The organism is Bradyrhizobium sp. CCGUVB1N3 (assembly GCF_024199925.1).
Classification (GTDB): domain Bacteria; phylum Pseudomonadota; class Alphaproteobacteria; order Rhizobiales; family Xanthobacteraceae; genus Bradyrhizobium.
The window spans coordinates 3,695,063-3,715,689 of the sequence record NZ_JANADR010000001.1; the positions used below are offsets into that span (position 1 = coordinate 3,695,063).

Annotated in this window: 17 protein-coding genes and 5 pseudogenes; 9 read left to right on the forward strand and 13 right to left on the reverse strand. The window is 60.5% G+C overall.

Features of this window, described 5'->3' with window-relative positions:
- Positions 1–214 precede the first annotated feature (214 nt).
- Genes NLM33_RS17515 through NLM33_RS17525 form a run of 3 tightly spaced genes read left to right on the forward strand, consistent with a single transcriptional unit; the run spans position 215 to position 2,809 of the window.
- A complete protein-coding gene (locus NLM33_RS17515) occupies positions 215–1,075 on the forward strand; it encodes a YqaJ viral recombinase family protein (RefSeq protein ID WP_254097327.1) in 861 nt (286 codons plus the stop codon).
- On the forward strand, positions 1,059–2,234 hold the full coding sequence (locus tag NLM33_RS17520; protein WP_254097328.1) for an ERF family protein: 1,176 nt from the start codon (positions 1,059–1,061) through the stop codon (positions 2,232–2,234). Before NLM33_RS17515 ends, NLM33_RS17520 begins: the two co-directional genes overlap by 17 nt.
- A complete protein-coding gene (locus NLM33_RS17525; RefSeq protein WP_254097329.1) occupies positions 2,231–2,809 on the forward strand; it encodes a hypothetical protein in 579 nt (192 codons plus the stop codon). The genes NLM33_RS17520 and NLM33_RS17525 overlap by 4 nt, the downstream gene beginning before the upstream one ends.
- Here NLM33_RS17525 and NLM33_RS17530 read toward each other — a convergent pair.
- The 3 genes and pseudogenes from NLM33_RS17530 to NLM33_RS17540 all read right to left on the reverse strand — a co-directional run.
- Complete coding sequence (locus tag NLM33_RS17530; protein WP_254097330.1) at positions 2,801–3,682, reverse strand: aldose 1-epimerase family protein; 882 nt, start codon at positions 3,680–3,682, stop codon at positions 2,801–2,803. The two genes, NLM33_RS17525 and NLM33_RS17530, sit on opposite strands and share 9 nt — an antisense overlap.
- Before the next feature lie 321 nt (positions 3,683–4,003).
- Positions 4,004–5,377, reverse strand: coding sequence for a glycoside hydrolase family 55 protein (locus NLM33_RS17535; RefSeq protein WP_254097331.1), 1,374 nt, complete (start codon positions 5,375–5,377; stop codon positions 4,004–4,006).
- Between the two features lie 98 nt (positions 5,378–5,475).
- Positions 5,476–6,087 (reverse strand): annotated as a pseudogene (locus tag NLM33_RS17540) (transposase); the annotation flags it as partial.
- Positions 6,088–6,162: 75 nt separating this feature from the next.
- On the opposite strand from NLM33_RS17540, the pseudogene NLM33_RS17545 reads away from it, so the two are divergent.
- The 3 genes and pseudogenes from NLM33_RS17545 to NLM33_RS17555 all read left to right on the forward strand — a co-directional run.
- Positions 6,163–6,555: pseudogene (locus tag NLM33_RS17545) on the forward strand (transposase); the annotation flags it as partial.
- A gap of 85 nt (positions 6,556–6,640) precedes the next feature.
- Positions 6,641–7,770 (forward strand): IS3 family transposase gene (locus NLM33_RS17550; RefSeq protein WP_254095161.1). Its coding sequence is split into 2 segments (ribosomal slippage): positions 6,641–6,893 and positions 6,893–7,770, totalling 1,131 coding nucleotides; the frame shifts between segments, so codons are not numbered across the junction.
- A gap of 147 nt (positions 7,771–7,917) precedes the next feature.
- A pseudogene (locus NLM33_RS17555) lies at positions 7,918–8,556 on the forward strand (IS110 family transposase); the annotation flags it as partial.
- A gap of 244 nt (positions 8,557–8,800) precedes the next feature.
- On the opposite strand, the pseudogene NLM33_RS17560 reads toward NLM33_RS17555, so the two are convergent.
- From NLM33_RS17560 to NLM33_RS17585, 6 genes and pseudogenes are all read right to left on the reverse strand, one after another.
- Positions 8,801–9,802: pseudogene (locus tag NLM33_RS17560) on the reverse strand (IS66 family transposase); the annotation flags it as partial.
- Between the two features lie 74 nt (positions 9,803–9,876).
- A complete protein-coding gene (tnpB, locus tag NLM33_RS17565; protein WP_254097333.1) occupies positions 9,877–10,221 on the reverse strand; it encodes an IS66 family insertion sequence element accessory protein TnpB in 345 nt (114 codons plus the stop codon).
- Positions 10,218–10,565 (reverse strand): transposase, encoded by a 348-nt coding sequence (locus tag NLM33_RS17570; protein WP_254097334.1) that lies wholly within the window; start codon positions 10,563–10,565, stop codon positions 10,218–10,220. The genes tnpB and NLM33_RS17570 overlap by 4 nt, the downstream gene beginning before the upstream one ends.
- A gap of 241 nt (positions 10,566–10,806) precedes the next feature.
- Positions 10,807–12,012: an acyltransferase gene (locus NLM33_RS17575; protein WP_254097335.1), complete on the reverse strand. Its 1,206-nt coding sequence runs from the start codon at positions 12,010–12,012 to the stop codon at positions 10,807–10,809.
- A gap of 730 nt (positions 12,013–12,742) precedes the next feature.
- Positions 12,743–13,405: an NUDIX hydrolase gene (locus NLM33_RS17580; protein ID WP_254097336.1), complete on the reverse strand. Its 663-nt coding sequence runs from the start codon at positions 13,403–13,405 to the stop codon at positions 12,743–12,745.
- Between the two features lie 235 nt (positions 13,406–13,640).
- Positions 13,641–13,823: pseudogene (locus NLM33_RS17585) on the reverse strand (MFS transporter); the annotation flags it as partial.
- A 449-nt stretch (positions 13,824–14,272) separates the two neighbouring features.
- Between NLM33_RS17585 and NLM33_RS17590 the strand changes: the two are divergent.
- The gene (locus NLM33_RS17590) at positions 14,273–15,682 is read left to right on the forward strand and encodes a hypothetical protein (RefSeq protein ID WP_254097337.1); all 1,410 of its coding nucleotides are present in this window, start codon (positions 14,273–14,275) and stop codon (positions 15,680–15,682) included.
- A 20-nt stretch (positions 15,683–15,702) separates the two neighbouring features.
- On the opposite strand, the gene NLM33_RS17595 is transcribed toward NLM33_RS17590, so the two are convergent.
- From NLM33_RS17595 to NLM33_RS17605, 3 genes are all read right to left on the reverse strand, one after another.
- Positions 15,703–16,644, reverse strand: a complete 942-nt coding sequence (locus NLM33_RS17595) for a GDP-L-fucose synthase (RefSeq protein WP_305880490.1) — start codon at positions 16,642–16,644, stop codon at positions 15,703–15,705.
- Entirely contained in the window at positions 16,625–17,695 is a 1,071-nt protein-coding gene (gmd, locus tag NLM33_RS17600; protein ID WP_254097338.1) for a GDP-mannose 4,6-dehydratase, read from the reverse strand. The genes NLM33_RS17595 and gmd overlap by 20 nt, the downstream gene beginning before the upstream one ends.
- Before the next feature lie 162 nt (positions 17,696–17,857).
- Positions 17,858–18,187, reverse strand: a complete 330-nt coding sequence (locus NLM33_RS17605; RefSeq protein ID WP_254097339.1) for a cadherin-like domain-containing protein — start codon at positions 18,185–18,187, stop codon at positions 17,858–17,860.
- A gap of 505 nt (positions 18,188–18,692) precedes the next feature.
- Between NLM33_RS17605 and NLM33_RS17610 the strand changes: the two genes are divergently transcribed.
- Entirely contained in the window at positions 18,693–18,995 is a 303-nt protein-coding gene (locus NLM33_RS17610; RefSeq protein ID WP_254097340.1) for a hypothetical protein, read from the forward strand.
- Positions 18,996–19,025: 30 nt separating this feature from the next.
- Here the strand turns inward: NLM33_RS17610 and NLM33_RS17615 are convergent, their stop codons facing one another.
- Complete coding sequence (locus tag NLM33_RS17615) at positions 19,026–19,283, reverse strand: hypothetical protein (protein WP_254097341.1); 258 nt, start codon at positions 19,281–19,283, stop codon at positions 19,026–19,028.
- A gap of 174 nt (positions 19,284–19,457) precedes the next feature.
- Here NLM33_RS17615 and NLM33_RS17620 point away from each other — a divergent pair, with 174 nt between their 5' ends.
- Complete coding sequence (locus tag NLM33_RS17620; RefSeq protein WP_254097342.1) at positions 19,458–20,573, forward strand: hypothetical protein; 1,116 nt, start codon at positions 19,458–19,460, stop codon at positions 20,571–20,573.
- The last annotated feature ends 54 nt before the right edge of the window (positions 20,574–20,627 follow it).

Genomic DNA, 20,627 nt, shown 5'->3' on the forward strand with positions numbered 1-20,627 from the left:
CCCTCGGAGGTTCCCTCCAAGCACCTGACAGATCAAGGTTTTTCGGGCCAAACAAACAACGATCTTGCTGCAGAAAGGACTGGCATTCCCACGCAAAAGGAGCGTTACTGGTCTGACCGGGCGTTCACCGATGGCCCCGGTATCTCACCCTGCGGGAGCGGGGGTTTTGGCGGTGCGGCGGCAAGCCGCGAGTGCCAAACCCAAGGAGATACCGGTGACCACGATTGCAGCCAATGGCGCCGAGGCGCCCCGTCCCATCATCAAGTTCAACCCGTACGACCGCCGCGCCTTTATTGGCGGCTCGGATGCCCGCATCATCATGGGCGATGACCAGGACGAGCTCATTCGCCTATGGCGCGAAAAGCGCGGCGAGATCGCGCCGCAAGATTTTGCCCACAACCTGATCGTTCAGCTCGGGACCGTCACGGAAGAGCTCAACCGGAGCTGGTATCAGCACGCCTCCGGCCAGACCGTCAAAGACGTTCAAAAGCGCCTTCGCCATCCCGTGCATGGCTGGATGGCCGCAACCCTCGACGGCCTCGTCCAAGAGACCGGCGCGGTGTTTGAAGCCAAGTTCATGCTGCCCTGGGGCTTTACCGAAGAGGCCGCCGCCGAAAAGCACATGGCGCAGCTGCAGCACAACATGTGGGTGATCGCCGCCCGCTCGGCAGTGCTCTCGGTGATTACCGGTGGGGGCAAATGGGTCGAGATCACCGTGCATGCCGACCCGCTCTATCAGCACCTCTTGCTGACCGCGGAAAAGAAGTTCTGGCGCTGCGTGCAGAGTGGCGAGCCGCCGCTCCTGTTCAGCATCGAGCCGCCGCGGCCGCGCCTCGCCGCCGTCAAGGTCGTTGACATGACCGCCTCCAATCTGTGGGCCGAGTGCGCGGCGACCTATCTGCGCACCCGGGAGGCCCATGGCGAGCACGAACTGGCCAAGGCGGAGCTTAAGAAGCTGCTGCCCGATGACGCCAAGGAAGCGTTCGGCCACGGCATCCGCGCCAAGCGCTCCAAGGCCGGCGCGGTCAGTTTTGATCCGGTTGAGATGGAGAGCGTCAATGCACCAGGCCAGTGAGCACATCGGTACGATTGCGGCGGCGCTGGCCCGCGCGCAGGCCGAACTGACCAACCCGGAAAAGACCCTGACCGCTCAGATCCGCTCGCCATTCCTGCGCGATGACGATCGGACCTTCCGCTACGCCTCGCTGGCCTCGGGCCTGGACATCGTGCGCAAGACCCTAAGCCAGCAGGAGATCGCCACCATCCAGATCACCCGGGTCGAGCCGGCGACCGGCCAGATCCACCTCACCACCCTCCTCGCCCACTCCTCGGGCGAGTGGATCTCCTCGGACTGGCCGGTCTGTGCCACCAGAGATGTCGAGGCGCCGCACCGGATGGGAGCGGCGCTGACCTATGCGCGGCGCTATGCCCTGTTCGCCCTGGTCGGGATTGCCGGCGAGGACGATCTGGACGCGCCGGACGCGCTGGCAGGCGTGCCGGAGGCCGAGCCGCAAGCGCCTCTTAGCGCCAAAGCCAAGCCCGCCAAGGGCGTCCTCAACCGCGCGCCGGTGCTGGGGCCGCCACAGTCCGCCAAGCTGCGGGAGCAGCTGCTGGGGCAGCTCGCAGCGGTGCCTCCCGGCAACGGCCTGCTCACCTGGGCCAAGGCCAGCCTTCCGCTCAAGAATAGCCTGCTGGAGGCCGACGCTCGGATGGTCGAAGCCACTTATCGGGCCAAGCTCGAGACCGCCTCAGGTCGCGCAGCCAGCGTCGTCCAACAATCGCCCGTCTCAGATGGCGAGCAAAACCCACGCCCAGAACCACTCGCGGCAGCTGATGCGGTCGCCGAGGCGGCGCTGCAGCCAGCGGCGCCCGAGACAGGGCTCGCCCATCCCAAGGACCCGCCCCGTAAGCGCAGCAAGGCGCACCTGCTGTTCGTCCGAGACCAACCCTGCCTGGTCTGCCAGCAAACCCCGTGCGATGCGCACCACCTCAAATTCGCCCAGCCGCGTGCCCTGGGCCAGAAGGTCAGCGACGAGTTCACGGTGCCGCTGTGCCGCGCCCATCACCAGGAGCTGCACCGGCATGGCAACGAACGGGCGTGGTGGGCGAACCTGCAGATCGCGCCGTTGCCGGTGGCAGAGGAGCTGTGGGCGGCGAGCCCCGTCCACCGCCCACCCAACGCGGCTGTCGGCACCGCGGCCCTCCCAAGCCTCGGTTCGGAGGCCTCACCATGAACGGCCCCTTCCAAACGGCACATCAGCTGACCGCGACCGCACTGCCGGCAGAGTTTGAGGTGTTGGCACCGCCGCCGCTGCTGCTCCCGGGCGAACAGCTCGAGCACTACCAGGCGCTACGGCAGGCGATCTTCGCCGACCTCGCGCCCCGATCCGCCATTGAGTGGCTGGTCGCGATCGATGTCGCTGAACTCTCCTGGGAGATCCAGCGCTACCGGGTGCTGAGGCACAAGGTTCTTGAGACCTATCGCCAGAAGGCAATCGAAGCTGCGCTCCGCAGCATCGACATGATCGGGATCGCCCCCGAATTCCAAGATGAGGCTGAATACTACACCCTGCAAAACGCCCTGAGCTGGCGGACAAATGCGGCGGCTGCGACCGAGATCGACACGCGTCTTGCACGCTATGGCTTCGACCAAGAGGCCATCAACACGGAAGTCTACGCACAGGCCCGCGAGATCTTCGTGCTGTTCGAGGGCCTGCTCAATGCCGCACAAGCCAAACGCATGCTGCTGCTGCGCGAGATCAGGAATCAGCGCCTCGCGGGCGGGCCGCTGCGTCAGAGATCAGGTTGAGGTCCCAACCGCAATCCGAAATGAAAGTATCTCCTCCCCGCCCGGCGCGATATGCATCACGCCGGGTTTGCTTGTGAACGCGCCGTCGAAGCCGGCCGGACTTGCAGTGCCCCGCCACGGCTCGATACAGAGGAACGGCGCGCCCGATGGCTTGGACCAGATCCCGACCTCGCGGAAGCCACTCCACGATACCTCTACCCATGGCCCCTGCCCGGCGGCATAACGGATCGAGCTGCTGTTGATCTGGTCAAGGATTATCGCATCGTCGGTAAAGAGGGCTTCAGATAGCGGCAGCACCTTGCCGCGCACCGGCGTGGGCTCCAGTGCTGCACGCAACAGACCGCCCTCCAGCCGGCGGATCGGATTCGGCTCATCCGCAGCGAAGGTCAGGGCGTAACTCTCCTTGGGCAAGCCGGGCTTGAGCGGCCAATTGAATGCAGGATGGCCGCCGAGCGAGGCCGGCAACGTCTCCTCGCCCGTGTTGCTGATCGTCAACATCAATTCCAGGCCAGCGTCATCGAGCGTATACGCGGCCACAAGACGAAACGCGAACGGATAGAGCGCGCGCGTCGCCGCGTCGTCGCAGAGCTCAAGCACGCAACGCGATGACGTGCGCTCGAGACAGATGAAGCGCCGGTCGCGCGCAAACCCATGCTGGGTCAGCCGGTAGGTTTGGCCGCCATTGTGCAGCTCATCGTTCTTGAGGCGGCCGACGATCGGAAACAGCAGCGGCGCATGGCGCGGCCATTCCGGTCCGGCCTGCCAGATGAGCTCGAGGCCGCTGTCGTGCTTGAGTGAGCACAGTTCAGCGCCCTGCGCCTTGATGGTCGCCGCCAAAGCGCCGCCTCGAATAGAGTGGGTGTCGTCCGTCATCTTTCGCGAGCTCCAAAACGGGCCAGGCGATCGGCACGGCTATTGCGCGCCGGCCGGATGGCTCGACACATAGTCCTCATAGGCGCGCCTTACGCCCTCAGCAATCGGGGCAGTTTTGTGGAGTACGGGGAACTAGGCTGGATCTAGTCGCTCGGAAACAAGTGCGACGGTTCAGTTCCTGCCAGCATTGACGGATTTTACGATCGCCTCATATCGGTAGCCTCCTGGATTGCTGGCCGACTCAGGGGGCCCAGGTGCTCGCTGAAAAGTCCACTCCTTTCGGAAAGAAGCGACTAGGGTAGCATCCTCGATCCGAAGAGGTTAGCTTCTGAGGACACCGGTTGTGCCTACGAGAACGAACTTGGAGAACAAATCCGAATACTCGAATGTCGCCGTATCGTAGCGATTCAGGACAAGCGTGCTCCACTGGCCCAGCAGCAAATTGCCATTCTCGTCGAACACGACGCTTCCGGCCACGGCGCATTTGACGGTGATCCGTTCGCCAGCGTGAAGCTTCGAAGATAGGATCGACACGGTCCCTTCAGTGTTCACGCCGACAGCATAGAGGCCTTCGCAGACAACTGTACTTGGCGCCACGATAGACTTCAAGAGAGTGTAGTTCGCAACGGGAGCCACCGCAAATGTCGACAGCAGCTTATTGCCGTAAAGGTACCACCCTGAATTGGTGGACGCTCCGTTGAAGAATTGATCGGCCGCTCCTGCGCAATCGTTGTTGATGGCGGAGCCTCTGCAAGAGGCGCCCCCTTGAATGCAATAGCCGCCGCCTACGCCGTCCGAGGCGGCGTTCGTGAAGTGACAATTCTCGATTATGCTTCCGCTCGTTCCCCCCACATGCCGAATAGCTCGCTGGGTGTTCTCGAAATAACAACCGTGATGAAGGATGTTGATGCTGTTGTAAACGTAGAATGCGGTCTCAGCGGATTGCGAGGTGCAACCGATGAACTTGATGTTGTAGGGAGCGTTGCCACCGACCGGGCTGCCACCTACGAGTTGACCGCCAGCGACTCCGGCGTTGTTGTACTCGGGGCCGATCTCGACGTTGGTACCGGTTCCTTTCGCGATGCCATCCAATTGGCACTCGCCATCGATGCTAAACTGACCGCACTGGCCTGTAAGCAGCAAGGCGCGCGAGTAGGTATCGTTAGCCCGAAAGATCGTGACGCGGCGCAGCTCGATGAATTGGTGCGCGTTCACGATGCCCGTTACGCCGCCACGAAACCACATTCCGAAGCCGCTGAAGCCCGAGACCGAAATATTCGAGAATATGGCCCACCAAAGTCCCCCGTTATAGGGAGCCTTGCTTGATGGGGTGGCACGAAGCTCGAAGCAGTTCTGCCTTGGATTTTCAGTGCTGCCTAGGCAAACGAAGTTCTCGTACCGACAATTGTTGACAGGGCCAGTATCCAACCTCCACATAGGATTGCTGGAGCCGCTCTTGGCTTTGAATGCGACGGGACGCTGGCCGACGCCGATGATGTCAACTCGGGCTTTCAGTGTGATGTTGTCCACGACATAGGCGACTCCGGCGGGAGGAGCGTAGACTTGACCGCCATTTGCTTGGGCGGCGCATGCATCAATAGCTGACTGAAGCGCTGCGCTGTCGTCTGTGGAACCGTCGCCGACCCCAGAAAAAATGATTATGCCCAGTGCACCTTGGATCTCTTGCAAGCTCATCTTCGAGTTCCCTCAGCCTGTCGATGGAACGGTTTGAACCCGCCATTCAACTCTTCTGAAGGATCTGTAATTCAGGTGTAAGCGGCAAGCTGAGGCCGTCAGGCGGCGTGGTTCCATGGCATAAGCGCGTCGATTTGGCTACTCGGCCAACCGTTGGCGATACGCCGAAGCGTTAGGGTGAGCCAGGCGAACGGATTGACGTGGTTCATCTTCGCCGTCTGCAGCAGTGTGGCGACGCTCGCCCAGGTCCGTCCGCCGCCATCACTACCAGCGAAGAGACTAATTTTTCTCGTAATTGTTTGCGGCCTGATGGCGCGTTCGACGATGTTCGAATCGAGCTCGATGCGACCATCGGTCAGGAAGCGTTCGAAGATGGCACGGCGCGAGACGGCGTAGCGGATCGCCTCGGCCAGTTTTGATTTGCTGGAGATTCGCCGCAAGGTCTGCTCCCAGAGATCGAAGAGATCTGCAACGACCGCCGCGGAGGCTTGCTGGCGCGAGGCAACGCGTGTGTCGGGGTCACGACCACGCACGGTCTTCTCGACCTGCCAGAGCTTTGCCATCCGCTCGATTGTCGTCGTTGCCACTCTCGAGCTCCCTGCAACGTGCAGCTCGTAGAACTTGCGCCTGCAGTGTGACCAGCAGCCAGCCAATGTGATGCCATCATTGCCGCGATCGGGGCGCGCCAATTTGTTATAGGCGGCATAGCCGATGGAGTGGACGCCCCCCGACGGCATCAAATGTGCCAAAGTGCGGGTGTTTAAGACCCGGTAAGGAGGACGTCCATGAACGAGATTAGCATCATTGGTTTGGATTTGGCAAAAAACGTCTTTCAGATCCACGGCGCGGGGCCAGACGGGAAGGTTGTTCTACGCAAGAAGCTCAACCGCGGCAGATTGCTCGAGTTTTTCGCCAGCTTGCCAAGCTGTGTGGTCGCGATGGAGGCCTGCGCCAGTGCTCATTACTGGGGACGGGAGATCGGCAAATTCGGTCACGATGTCCGGCTGATCAATCCCTCCTACGTGAAGCCATTCCTCAAGCGCCAGAAGAACGATGCTGCAGATGCGGAAGCGATCGCCGAAGCCGCGTCGCGCCCAACGATGCGCTTCGTCGGCGTCAAGAGCGCCGAGAAGCAGGCTTCTTCCATGGCATTCAAGGTTCGCGACCTGTTGGTTAGAGCTGGCTCCGCAAATTCGGACAGTAGCTTGAGTGGATTTTCTGCCTGAGAGCGGCGAGGCTTCTTGCCGCGAATCAGGAGCGAAGATGACGAAGAGGAGTCGCCGGACGCATTCTCCGGCATTCAAGGCAAAGGTGGCTTTGGCGGCCGTGAAGGGGGAGAAGACGTTGGCCGAGCTGGCGCAATTGTTTGATGTCCATCCGAACCAGATCACGACCTGGAAGACCCAACTCCTGGAAGGCGCCGCCGGAGTGTTTGGGCAGGACAACGGACCGGCCGAGGCGCCGGTCGATTTGAAGGCGTTACATGCCAAGATCGGCGAGCTTGCGTTGGAGAACGATTTTTTGTCCGGCGCGCTCACCAAGGCGGGCCTGCTGAGCGCAAAGCGATGATCGACCGCGACCATGATCTGTCTGTCGTGCGCCAGGCGAAGGTCCTGAACCTTGCCCGCAGTACGGTTTACTATGAACCTCGGCCGGTTTCGGCCGAGGACCTTGTCTTGATGCGCCGGCTCGATGAGCTGCACCTCGATTATCCCTTCGCAGGGGCGCGCATGCTGCGATCGCTGTTGCAGCGTGAGGGCATGCAGATTGGCCGCCGCCACGTCGCGACGCTGATGAAGCGCATGGGGATCGAGGCGATCTATCGCCGTCCGAACACGAGCAAGCCCGCACCGGGCCACAAGATCTACCCGTACCTATTGCGCGGATTGAAGATCGAGCGGCCGAACCAGGTCTGGGCAATGGACATCAGCTACATTCCGATGCGACGTGGATTCGTCTACCTCGCGGCGGTCGTCGATGTGTTCAGCCGACGGGTGTTGGTCCATCGCGTATCGATCACGATGGAGACGATATTCTGCGTCGAAGCGCTCCAGGAGGCGTTGGCGAAGCACGGCAGGCCCGAGATCTTCAACACGGATCAGGGTAGCCAGTTCACCAGCCTCGACTTCACCGGCGTGCTGCTGGACGCGAACATCGCCATCAGCATGGACGGCAAGGGTGCCTGGCGCGACAACGTGTTCGTCGAGCGGCTGTGGCGCACTGTCAAATACGAGGAAGTCTATCTGCGTGCTTACGACAGCGTGCTCGAGGCGCGAGCATCGATTTCCAAATATCTGGCGTTCTACAACCGAGGACGTCCTCACTCGAGCCTTGACGAACGCACGCCCGACGAGGCTTACTTCGGCGCGCAAACGATGGTGACGGCCGCATGATCGTCGCCAACGATTTTGCTGCGGCTCTGGTCGGGCTTACGCCCTCCCGACGCCACAGCAAAATCGTAAAGCCCCGCCTTCAGCATAACCCGGCAGGAATCCACTTAATTTTCGCGGGGCGCTGTCCAAACAACCGGGGCCAGCTCTGTTCGGCAGCGAACACAGACGATCAATGCGTTACGCGGACATCTGATGGAATACGGCTTGATCGTCGCTCAGGGTATCAGACACATCCCTCGTTTGAAGGAGCTGATGGAAACATATCACGACCTGCCCGATCTCGTCCGCGGCCTTTGCCAGGATCTCCTAAAGCATATTGAATCCCTGTCGGAGCAGATCGCAGAGCTGGAGAAGGGACTACGGGTTCGTGCCAGAGAGGACGATGTCGCCTCACGCTTGATGACCATTCCGGGCATCGGCGCAATCTGCGCCACAGCGATGGAAGCCTTAGCGCCCTCGGCGGAGACTTTTTCCAAAGGCCGTGATTTCGCGGCCTGGATTGGTCTCACGCCTAAACAGAATTCATCCGGAGGTAAGGACAGGCTCGGCCAAATCTCCAGGATGGGCCAACGAGATCTTCGACGCCTCCTTGTTCTTGGTGCAACCGCCGTGGTGCGCTGGGCAAGACGATATGGAGCGCCAGCCGGATCCTGGCTGGCGAGAATGGTTTCGAAGAAGCCCCCAAAGCTGATCGCAGTCGCTTTGGCAAACAAAATGGCGCGTATCGCTTGGGCCTTGATGGCCCACGGTGGCGTCTATCAAGCTCCGGCTTCTGGTACTGCGTAACGCAGAATCAGGGGACGCGAGACGTCGGGAATGTGGTAAGGTCTACCGGAGGATTATGGGCAAACGGTCAGAGACTGGATTGGAAGAATCATTAAGTCGATGAGTGCCAACAAGCACGCTTAGCCGAATTGGATCCGATCCACGCATTCCATAAGGGCCCGCGACGTGTCGAAGTCGCATCACGAGGCCGGACACACGTCAGCACCCGACCACATGCCTATACCGAAGTGAGATTTTGCTTGCATTTACCGGGGCGTCCACACACATCCACTTGCAGGATGCCCCGATAACCATGGAGATGCCGGACCGTGCATTCGCCGGAGCGGCTGTCTTCAAAGCGATAAGCCACCATCGGGGGACCACTGCCACCAAATGTTCGGTCATCTCGGGCATAGGCCCATAAGTAGGCCGTCTTCGTCGATCCGGAGCCGGGTGCGAGCGTCGGCAGGGTGGTTTCGTCGGCAAAGACCCGTTCGGCCTTCTTGACTTCGCTGAAGACGTAGTCGGCTACGATCTCGAGCTCGAAGCCGAGCTTGCCCATCCATTGCGCCATCAACTGGCGGTCGAGCTCGACCTTGTCGCGAGCGTAGATCGCCTCCTGCCGGTAGAGCGGCTGGCCATCGGCATATTTGGCGACGGCGATCTGGGCCAGAAGCGCTTCCGTCGGAATGCCGCCTTCAATGATATGGGCCGGGGCCGGCGCCTGGATGACGCCGTCCGCGTTCTTGAAGGCATACCTGGGACGGCGCGTGACGATCACACGGAACTTCGCCGGCACCACATCCAGACGCTCCGACACGTCCTCGCCGATCAGCACCTTCTGCTTGCCGGCATGCTCAGCCAGCTCTTCCGGCTCAATGACGGTTTCGACGCGTTCCAGATGGGGCGCAAAGCCCTTGCGCCCACGAGGTGCACGCTTGCCGTCCGCTTGCGCTCGGCCCTTGCTGACCTGGGCCTTGATCGCTGCGATGCCGGTCTCGATTTCCTCGAAGACGAAGGCCTGCTGTTCATCGTCGCCATTCGCAGAGCCGAGCTTTTCCGATCGCCGGCCGAACCGGGCGCGGTCGAAGGCCTTCAGGATCTGCGTCAGCCGCTCGATGCGCGCATCGGCATCGGCGTTGCGGGCCTTGAGATCGGCGACCTCGCTCTCAAGAGCATCAGTGCGGGCCGCCTTCCCAGCCATGGCAAGCACCATGGCCTTCAGCGTCTCTACGTCATTCGGGAGGTCGAGATCGGGCGCCGTCATTGGCTCGACCAGAGCACATTTTGCTCCGGTTCTCTCGCCCTTTCAGCTCACTGATTCACTTCGCCGCAGTGCTTTTACCCAACAATCTCCGGCGGCTTGACCGCCACGGTCCGGACCCGCTTCCAATCCATCCCATCCACCAGTGCCATCAACTGCGCCGGGCTGAGCTGTACCCGATGATGCCCGATCCGCGGCCAACAGAACTTCGCCTTTTCAAGACGTTTCAAATAGAGGCACACGCCGGAGCCATCCCACCATACGATCTTTATTCTGTCGGCTCTCTTGGCCCGGAAGACATAAAGCGCACCGTCGAACGGATCTGAGCCGGCATCGCGCACAAGCGCAACAAGGCCATCGATACCCCTGCGGAAGTCGACTGGATGGCTGGCCAGGAACACCTTCACACCAGAGGGGATCATGCCGAACGGACCGCCCGGATCACCCGCTGCAAGTGCGCCTCGTCGACATCCATGCCGGCGCGCACGACGATCTCGCCAATGGCAATCTCGATCACTGCGTCTGCCACAGAAGCCACCGCACCCTCGCAACCCGAGTGCCGCGAGCGATAAAGCTGCTCAGCCCGAGCATCACGGCGCCAAGCGAACAGCTGCGACGGGTGGATGCCGATCCGGTGGGCGATCGCCGATACGCTCGCGCCAGGCTCCAGTGCCTCTGTCACAACTTGCGCCTTGAACTCGTCCGACCAGCGTCGGCGAAGCTGCCGCGGCGCTCCCTCAAGACGCTCGGCGACCGCTTCGATCATATGGAAGGTTTTAGTTCCAGAACTAGGCGCAGACATAGAAGCTCACATCGGCTCACAAACTCAGCAGCCGATAGCCGATCGCTCACCCACTCCGCTAGATGGGGGCTCTTTGCCGCTTACATTCAGGTCGCGCGAAGTCGTTCCACTTTTCGCTTACAAATAGAATGCCCGCCCTCAAGGTAGCCACACCAGAACGCGACGAGTGGCGCAGCGACCGAGAGTTCGGGTGCGGTCACCCGATTTAGCGCGTCTGACCGCGAACGCGTGTGTCTGTGCGCCCCCGATCAACGTCCTGAGCAAGTTTTCCCATCATTGTTTCGCCGCGAACAATAGGTGCCGGACTGTCGTTCTCTGTCGAAATTAGCGTTGCGGGCGGCAGAATAGAACACCCGGCAGCAGTCAGATTGATGGGTGTACCGCTTTTACGCCCGATCAATGGCTCATCCAGCGGGCGTCGGCGCTTATGGTAGGCCTCCAATAGTGGGGTCTCGATCGCGAGATGGATGGCCCCTCCTACAACGATGGAGGCCACAGCACACGCAAGGATGATCTGTATCGATGCGCTTGTCGGCAGCAGCTTGACGACCACCGCAATTGCAAAGGTGTGGAATAAATAGATGGAGTAGGATGCATCACCTACAAAGAGCAGAGGCCTCGCACCAAGCTTATAGCCGGCGCATTCCAGCAACAAAATTCCAGTAACAAGGAAGAACGCCGGAACACCAAAATGCACGAGTCGCGGACCATAGGCGCCCGTGTGAACATATAGACCGAAAAGTGCAATGCCGATCAAAATTGAGAGCCAGCCGAGCAGCGGTCGACCAGTCAACATTCCTCTTGTCGCCGCAACGCCTAGAAGAAGCCCAAGGCAGAACTCTATGACGATGCTATTTTCATAGAAGGCTGGCACCGCGCCGCGTGGAGGAGCTAGCCAGCCCATCACGACCAAGGCCACCGAGAGCCACGCCATCAAGGCCACGCCTTGCATCGCTCTCGGCAAAAGCAACGCGACGGCGAACAACGCGTAAAAGAACATTTCATAATTCAACGTCCATCCTTGAAATAGCAGCGGCAAGTACTCGGCGGGGCTCGTAAGCGAGCGGTGCGGAACGAAGAACATTGAGAGGGCGAGGTGCTCTATCGAAACTTGCGTCCTCGGAAAGAGCTTGAGCCAGGCGGCTGCCGCCATTGCAATGGTCGCAACCCAATAGAGAGGCACAATCCGAGTTATGCGATCAGACATGAAGGCCAGCGGCGACTTGCCGCGCTCTGTGACGGTCCACATCACAAAGCCACTGATTACAAAGAAGATATCAACACCTGCCTGGCCAAGCCCCACCGAAAGACCGATGCGTTGGGCGGCGTGAAACACGACGACTGCTATAGCCGCGACGGCTCGTAGCACCTGAATGCCGTCGTATCGATTTTGGAACGCGGAACTGGTCAACAGGAAGTGCCTTGAAAGTTGGCTAACTGCGCGCAGCGCCACTTCCGAAACAGTGCATTACCCAAAATCGGCGAAACCACGTCCAGCATGTGGCGGCCGGCAGAATTATCGCCGTCGAGCGAACGTGATTGCACCGGGACCGCGGAAGCTTGGTGTGAGTTCCTCACAGTGCGTGCAGCCCGCTCCCCTCAGTGCCGAAATTTCGTTATTCCCACCCTCGTGGGCCTTGGTCGCGGCGAGTATTTGCACATCCGGCCGCGGAGGCTCCAGGCGTTCTCGAACATTCCCTTTACTCCAGCATTGGAGAGAGACCGAGCAGCGCCGAAGTACTAGCGACGGTCGGCGGGAGCCCCGCAGATTCGGTTCCGCAAGAGCATCGGGACCGTCCTAACGTGACATCCGGCAGCGCCTAGGACATCGTTTCGACGCTTGGCCAATCGGCCAATTCGACGACCATCAATGCAAGCCTTGTTGTCAGTTTGCTGATGAAGTCCGAAGGCATCCACCACGGATCGCCCGGCAGCGAGGATGCAAGAGCAGCGGTCATACGGCGAAAGTGCCGAGGGGTACTGATCTAAGTCTCTGGATTTTCCATTGCACGTCCTACAACCACCTCGTACGGGTTAACTTTCCTCTGCAAAGGTGCCTCGTCGCGAGCTTTTCCGGCGCGGCGGTGTTCACGATGAAATCGTGAACATCATCGTTACGTCTTAGCGAGAAGGTCTCGCATCTAGGCCCGTCGCATCATGCCTAAGAGATCATTTGGGAGTTCGCCGTTTGCCATCTTTGAGTACGCACCCAGAATCAACGCCATGCTGGCTGCGTCGACGATCTCTCCGCTAAGACACATTCTCACAGCTTCAGAAAACGGAATGCGCCGCTGCGCGATGGCTTCCTCTTGAGCGGGTTGTGGTTGTCCTTCCCTAAGCTGCCAAGCGATAAAACAAGGCGCCATCTCGTCTGTCACCCCTGGCGATGCCGTGAGATCGAACAGATGCAGCCACTTGTCGGCTTGGTATCCACTCTCCTCCAGGAGTTCCTGCTTGGCGCCGTCGAGCGAATCGATCCCAATCGGGATTCCGCCGCGGACGCATTCCCAAGTGTACTGGTCAAGCGTGTAGCGAAATTGTCCGATGATCGTCGTGAAGCCATGCTCGTCGATAGGAAGGACCGTGACTCCTCTGAACTTCATGCGGACGGATACATAGGGGTGCGTCTTCCCGCTGCGATGCAGAACTGTATCACGTCGAGCAAGGTAGTAGGGGCAATCGAATGCAATCTCGGAATTCAATCGCTGCCAAGGGTTTGTTTGGTCCGTCAAGGGCGCGTGCTCCTCTATACGTTTGTCCTCAAGGAAAAACCATTCATCGAACTGATCTGTGACGGCGTTCACCTCGTTGATAGCGGCTCTAGCGTGGTAGTCACTGCAACGGTAGTGTATCAAACTTGAGAGCAAACGCGATCGTCGGGTCCTCGTCCATCACAATGACCGTGCTGACGTCGTAGATAATTCCGGTCTCCAGACAGTGCCCAGTGACTCGCCCTCCAGAAAAGACGCGGCTCGATACTCTGTTGAGCAACTTTACCTGGAAAAGACAGAGCCTGCCCAAGGCATCAGCGCGCTTCGGCCGGCGCGCGAGCAGCCGGACGCAGACCAGCCCCAGCACCACCATGATCCCGGCGTTCGCGAGCAGGGTCGGCCCCTTGCCGCCAAGCGCGAGCCCGAAACCATAGGCAAGCGAGCCGACGGTCTGCCCCATGAAGAAGATGATGATGAACGAATGCAGCGAGAGCGCGGTGGCGCGCGCTTCAAATATGCCAAATTTAATAGCACGCCACGCTGGCCGGCGACGGCTCGCGCCTATTGCTATGCAACAATCAGCAGGTGAGGAGCTGCTAGGCTAAAGTCGTGAGCAACATCGGCCATAAAACCGTTGCCAAGACGACCGCAGGTATAAAGCATTGATCGCCAACTTTTCTAAGCATAGGCATATTCCAGCACAAACGCGCTTTGAGTCTGGACTCCGTGCAGCAATTGACGACGTCGTCTTTCAATTAATCTTCTTGATCAACCTTGAATGCTCGCCAGCGGGATTTTGCGAGAATGTTCACACGTCGTGCAGTACTGGGGGGGCTCAGTCTGGGCTTTGCGTCGGGTTCTCTTGCCGGAAGTAACGGCAGATGGTTGGCGCCCGTGCCTGATCTAGGCTACCGTTTCGCGAGCAATCGCACGCGCCCCGCATTCACGGGTGTCGCGGCGATGCCCAACAGTCAATACGTTGTAGGTCGGCATGTCTTCTACTCGCCAAACTACGAACAATACAACATTCGGTTCGTGATACCAAACTTCTGGACTCCGCAGGTTGCGTTTGCTCCATTTGAGGTCATGGGCGACGCGGGACGGCAAATCCTCGGCTTCGCGTTCAAGATCGGCTCGACATACCATCAAGCGACCATCAATGGCAGATCCAACTACACCACCGGCGTCGGTGATCCTTGGATTATCACCGATCCGCATCCTGTGAGATGGCCTGCCAACACACCGTTGTCGACCTTCACATATGATTTCTGTCCGGTCGGAATTCGACGACCGGTCAGCTACAATCCAATTCAAGCGAAATATGGCGATGGATGGGCCCAGAGTCCGACGGATTCGCTGGGAGAAATTCTCCACGGAGGCGCGATCCCGACCCCCGCCTTCGGCGCAACGGCACCTGGGCCGCTCTGCATCGTCGCGCAGGGTGCGCCAACCATGCAACCGGTAGGCCTAGTCCTTGGCGACAGCCTCGATGCTGGGGCTAATACCAATATCGCCAATCAGGTTGGAAGCCGCGCGAACATGGGTTTCTGGCCCATCGGACTTGACGATGACACGCCTGGTGTAGGCCGCATACCGTTCGCCATGTTCGCGGTCGGATCGACGAATTTCTTTTCGATCACTCGCGATCAGTTCACCCTCCGCCAGCGGTTGTTGGCCGCTCTTGGTTATCCTTTTACGTTCTTCGCGAATGGCCATGGGCAGAACCAGATCAGCGGCGGCGGTTTCAAGGCTGTTAAAGCGGCTGCGGATACCTCTTGGGCCTATCAGCGCGAGTTTCGTCGGCCCGATGGGTCGACGTTCAAGAACATCATTCGCACCCTCCAGCCGCTGGTGCAGGACGTGAGCAACAGCAAGTTCTCCGCCATCGCGAACCAAGCGACAAAGCCGCTCAATACCTTTCCGTCTGGAGAAAGGTATCTGTACAACGACTACGCGCGTAGCTTGCCACCAAACGTCGACGCCTGCATCGACACCTCGCCAGCTTGGACTGATCTGACCTTCCCCGATAAATTCAAGGCGCTGGGCCGCGAATCCAGAATTAAACTGGCGGTTTCGTCGGGGATCGTCATTATGGTCAGCGGCGCGCCACCGCTGGTCGGAGACGATATTGTGATCGGCGCGGATGCGGCCGGAGCGTTCGTTCGGAACGTTGGGAAAGTGGCTCCAAGTGGCTCTGATTGGATCGTGGAGTTTTCCGTCGGAGAAGCTGCGATCAGCACTGAGGTCATCGCTGGAGCGATCGTTCGTGCGACACCGACTCGAGATGGCATACACATGACCGGTCCTGTTTCTGCAGACGGCGCTAAGCCCATCATCGAAGCGAAAGCCGCGGGAGTTTTCTCCCTCTAAAGCGGGACGATAGCAACAACCTACTCGCTCGCCAGATAGGCCGAGTAACTGTGCCCGATACCATCCACGAGCGGGGTCCGCGCGCGCCAGCCGAGCTCCGTCAGGCGGCTGACGTCGAGCAGCTTGCGGGGCGTGCCGTCGGGGCGCGAGGTGTCGAAGGTGATGGCGCCGCGATAGCCGACGATGTCGGCGACGATGCGGGCGAACTCGGCGATGGTGACGTCCTCGCCGGTGCCGATGTTGATCAGCTCCGCGGCCGAATAGGTCTTCATGAGGTGGACGCAGGCATCCGCCATGTCGTCGACATAGAGAAACTCGCGCCGCGGCGTGCCGGTGCCCCAGACGGCGACGCTCGCCGCACCCGAGAGCTTCGCCTCGTGGAAGCGGCGGATCAGGGCGGCGACGACGTGGCTGTATTCGGGATGATAGTTGTCGCCGGGGCCGTAGAGATTGGTCGGCATCACGCTGATGAAGTCGCTGCCATACTGGCTGCGATAGGCCTCCGCCATTTTGATGCCGGCGATCTTGGCAATCGCATAGGGCTCGTTGGTCGGCTCGAGCGGGCCGGTCAGCACAGAATCTTCGCGCAACGGCTGCGGCGCCAGTTTCGGATAGATGCAGGACGAGCCCAGGAACATCAGCTTCTCGGCACCGGTCTGATGCGCGGCTTGGATGACATTCGCGGCGATCGCGATGTTGTCGTAGATGAACTCGGCGCGCAGGGTATCGTTGGCGACGATGCCGCCGACCTTGGCGGCGGCGAGAAAGACCACCTGCGGCCGCGTCTTCGCAAACCAGTCGAACACCGCAGCCTGGTTGCGCAGATCGACCTCGCTGCGATCGACCGTGACGAGCCGCACGTCCTCCCGTGCCAGGCGACGAAGCATCGCCGCTCCGACCATGCCGCGATGGCCGGCGACGTAGACGCTTTTGCCCTTCAGCTCAAGCGGTGTGACGGCCACTGGCGGCCTCCCGCTTCGCCTCGTCAAGATCGCTTGCCACCATCTCCTGCACCAGCTGGGCGAAAGTGCGCTTCGGCTTCCAGCCGAGCTGCGCGCGCGCCTTGCTGGAATCGCCGACCAGAAGATCGACCTCGGTGGGACGGAAATAGGTGGGATCGATCTTCACCACCGTCCTGCCGCTCTTCACATCGACGCCGATCTCTTCGACGCCCTTGCCACGCCATTCAATGCGGCGACCGACTTCACCGAAGGCGAGCTCGACCATCTCGCGCACCGAGCGGGTCTCACCGGTCGCGAGCACGAAATCACCCGGTTTATCCGCCTGGAGGATCAGGTGCATGCCCTCGATATAATCCCTGGCATGACCCCAGTCGCGCTTGGCCTCGAGATTGCCGAGATAGAGCACCTCTTCCAGACCGACCTCGATGCGGGCAACCGCACGGGTGATTTTTCGGGTGACGAATGTCTCGCCGCGGATCGGGCTTTCGTGGTTGAACAGGATGCCGTTGCTGGCAAACATGCCGTAGGCTTCCCGATAGTTCACCGTGATCCAGTAGCCATAGAGCTTGGCGACGCCATAAGGCGAGCGCGGATAGAACGGCGTCGTCTCCTTCTGCGGGATCTCCTGCACCAGACCATAGAGCTCCGACGTGGAGGCCTGGTAGAAGCGCGTCTCTTTCTCCATGCCGAGGATACGGATCGCCTCGAGCAGCCGCAGCACGCCGAGCGCGTCGGCATTCGCGGTATATTCCGGGCTCTCGAACGAGACGGCGACGTGGCTCTGGGCGGCGAGATTGTAGATCTCGGTCGGCCGGATCTGCTGCACGAGGCGGATCAGGTTGGTCGAGTCGGTCATGTCGCCGTAATGCATCAGGAACGGCACGTTGCCGACATGCGGATCCTGATAGAGATGATCGACGCGCGCGGTGTTGAAGGAGGACGAGCGCCGCTTGATGCCGTGCACGACATAGCCGAGCGACAGCAGATATTCGGCGAGATAAGCGCCGTCCTGTCCGGTAACGCCGGTGATCAGAGCGACCCGTTCAGCCATCGCCAAAACCTTGTCTCATCAAAAGCGGTTAGCGGCCGGGATAACCCATGCGCCCATCGGTCCGACATGCACGGCCTGTGGTTAAAACCGCGTGCAAACGAGGTCTTTCTTGGACATATCTGCCGCCGGGTCAACCCCGGATAGGCGCCACATCGGCTGCCCCTACTGGGCGCGGTCGACCGCGCTGACCAAGACGGGTGCCTTCGGTCCGGATATGGTGATCTGGAGGGTCGACGTACCCTCCTCGTGCCGGTTCTTGCCAACCACGACGAGCGTGAAGCTGTCCGTCCCGGAAAAATCGGATTTTGCATAGTAGCGGAAGCCCGGACCCACGAGGACGAGCTCGCCATTCGCCGGCTTCTCCGCAACCGAGACGCTGTAGATCTGCATCGTCGACCAGCGCAGGCCCTGGATGCAATCCGCACCCGGCGCGATGGTCATCGACCATTCCATGGTGTCGCCGGCGAGCTTGTAAGGCGTGATATCGCGCATGCAGTTCGGCGTGGCTTGGGCGGCGGGTCCGCACGCGAGAATGCTCAGCAACCCGACAATGGATGCACAAATCGACGTTCGCGACATGGTTCGCCCCCTTCCCGGCGTTGCGCACAGAGAATGGAGAGCGAACCTGAAGGTTCGGTAAGGCCGCGCAGCCAGCGCGTGGTGGTGGTTAAGGGGCCGCTAACACGCCCCATCTGCGCTCGAACGCGGAAGCCTATCAGACTTCGCCCCTTCAGACCTCGAAGCTGAGTTTGACGGCAGCAATGACGGCGATGCGATGCAGGCAGCCAGAAGGCAAGCAGTCGACAACGCGACCATCGAGGTCTCTCCCTGAAGCTCGACCACCCTAGTTACGAATGCTAAGACGAGCGTTGCGGTTCGTACCTGCAATTTCGAACGGTCCCAAAGTTGAGGCCCGCATCTCGCAAAGCTATAGTCTTGGCCCGGCGCGGACACCCGGTGCAGCGCGCATTTGAGATTTCAGCGAGTTCATCACGATATGATTCAATCCCTCAAGCCGGCACCCGTCTCCACGCCCATCCTCCTTGCCGCTGCGCTTCTTGCAGGTGCCGCAACCGCCATCGCGACAGACGCCTCCGCCGCGCCGACCGCCGAAGCGGCCCGAAAGTGCATGCATTATTCCTATATTGCCTATCCCTACCAGCGCCCGGGCTCGGTACGCATGAGCCCTGATCGCCAAACCTATTTTAGGGATTGCATGGCGAAAGACGGCAATGTGCCGGAGCCTCCCGCGCCGAAGCCGGCCCCTGCCTCGGCGGATGTCCACGCGCCGAAGAGCTAAGCCAAGAGCTGGAGCAACGGCGCCTGCGCCTCACTTCGGGGCGTTGTCGTCGACCTGGCCGTTGTTGGCGACGCATTTATTGAAATAGGCCTGCTGGTCGCGCCCCGATCCCTTGGTGCTTCCGGCGGCTGGGTTGGCCGGCTCACGCGGAGGAAATTGCTTGGTCGTCAGCGCGCTGCATTTCCTGGCCAGCTCGGCCGTGATCGCCTGCGCCGGAATTGGCGCTGAAAGCAGCGTGATACCAACAAGAGCAGACAAAAGAACGCCAAAGCTCAATTGGAACGGCATGATTTTTCCTTGTCGGATGAGGACAGCGGCACTATTCGAATATCCCTGACATAACCTGGGCACCGCCTGATAGTAGCTTCCTTCGTACCCGTTTCACATCCAAAATGGGGTATCGCCTTCCAGCGGCTGGAGAAAACACTGCAGAAGCCTTCACCAGAAATAACCTCGGGTGAATTGCGCCATACCGATCGCGACACGGCGGAGCCGGCTTCGACGGAGGTCCAGTTCGCGCTGGTGATCGCGCGCATGATCGACACGGTGAACAGCAGTCCCGCGGACATGCGACAGGCCATCTATGACCTCGCCCGCTACAAGCTGCAGGAGCAGTTCACCCACGCCGACGTCAAGGACGTGAAGCGGGCGCAGCAGGCGCTCGAGACCGCGATCCACGGCGTCGAGGCGTTCTCTGCTTCGCAGAAGCACTGCCTCCCGCCGCCGACGGCTTCCGACCACGGTCCAGCGCCCATTCACCATCTGCCCACGCCGGACGCGGCAACGCCCGCCCCGGCATGGTTAAATCCTCCATTGGAAATCAATTCCCAGCCTGCTGCGGCCTCGCGCCGCAGCTCTTCGCTCTGGTCACCCATCAAAAGAACTGCCGGCATGCAGCTCGTCCTGGGCGGGCTGTTGCTGGCATTCCAGCAGCGCGAGCGGCTGGTTTCGCTCGCGCAATATCTGCCGAAACAGGCAAAGCCTGTCGCCGCGCAGGTGGAGGTCAAACCGGCCCCAGAGCTCCCGCCGACGTCGGCGCCTGCGAAGCCCAATCCGTTGCGGCCGCAGGACTACGGAATCTACGCCGTCAACACCGACAAGCTGTCCGAGCTGCAATTGCTGCCGGGCCGGGCGCCCGATCTCCGCGTCGCGGTGTCGGCTGCCATCAAGGCCCCGAGCCAGACCGTTCTGCCGGACGGACATCCAAAATTCATCGTGTTCCGGCGGGATGCCGCCTCGAACGCAGCCGATCGCGCGGAAGTCCGGATCATCGCCAAGGTCGCCCGCGAATTTTCCGCCGACGCCGCCGGCAGGAAGCCGGACGACAGCGATCCCACATGGGTGATCCGTAACGTGTCGTTCCCGTTCCGCTCATCGCCGATCCCGGACAGTCCGGAAATGTACGAGCTACACGGCGAGGATCCTGCGCTTGAGCTCACCCCAGGCCGCTATGCCCTGATCCTCAGGGGCCAGGCTTATGACTTCACGGTTCCAGGGGAGATCGTGGATCCCCGGCATTGCATCGAGCGGGTCGTCCTGACAAGCGGCACGCTCTACACCGATTGCAAGAAGCTCTGAACCTCTTCCAAACCGCGCCCGAGAGCTTACCTGAAGCGAAAGCTCCTCGTTCAC